General features: G+C 63.5%; 1 pseudogene. It reads right to left on the bottom strand.

Annotation, left to right across the window (positions count from 1 at the left end):
- Positions 1 to 8: 8 nt before the first annotated feature.
- A pseudogene (locus RM844_RS32800) lies at positions 9 to 447 on the bottom strand (NADH:flavin oxidoreductase); the annotation flags it as partial.

The raw sequence follows: 447 nt of genomic DNA, 5'->3' as shown, positions 1-447 counted from the left end.
GCCAGGCGCTAGGTGATCTGCTCGGCTCTTAGCACGGCCCCGTAGCGCTGCTCGGGATCGAGCACACAGTGCGTGCGGCCGAATACCGTCACCATGCACTTGTTGTTGTGGTTGCAGCGGCTGCGTGAGGCCGGTTCGGCCATCATCGTGTTGACCCGGCCGGGCTCGCGCAGCAAGGCCCGCCCCATCGCCAGAAAATCGAATCCCTCACGCAACCCCGTCTCCAGGTGTTCGCGATCGGTGATGCCGCCCAGCAGAATGAGTTTGGTGTTGCGCATGATCGGAACGAACTGCCGGGCGGCCTCCAGCATGTAGAGGTCTCGATACGGATAGACACCCATCGCCTGCTTACCCGCCAGCCGTACGGCCGGCCGCAATGCCGGCGGCATCACCTTCGCGAACTCCTTGACCGGAACGTCACCGCGGAACAGGTACATGGGCTTGTAC

The organism is Streptomyces chisholmiae (assembly GCF_031845445.1).
Classification (GTDB): domain Bacteria; phylum Actinomycetota; class Actinomycetes; order Streptomycetales; family Streptomycetaceae; genus Streptomyces; species Streptomyces chisholmiae.
This window is presented reverse-complemented; position numbering and strand designations above follow the sequence as displayed.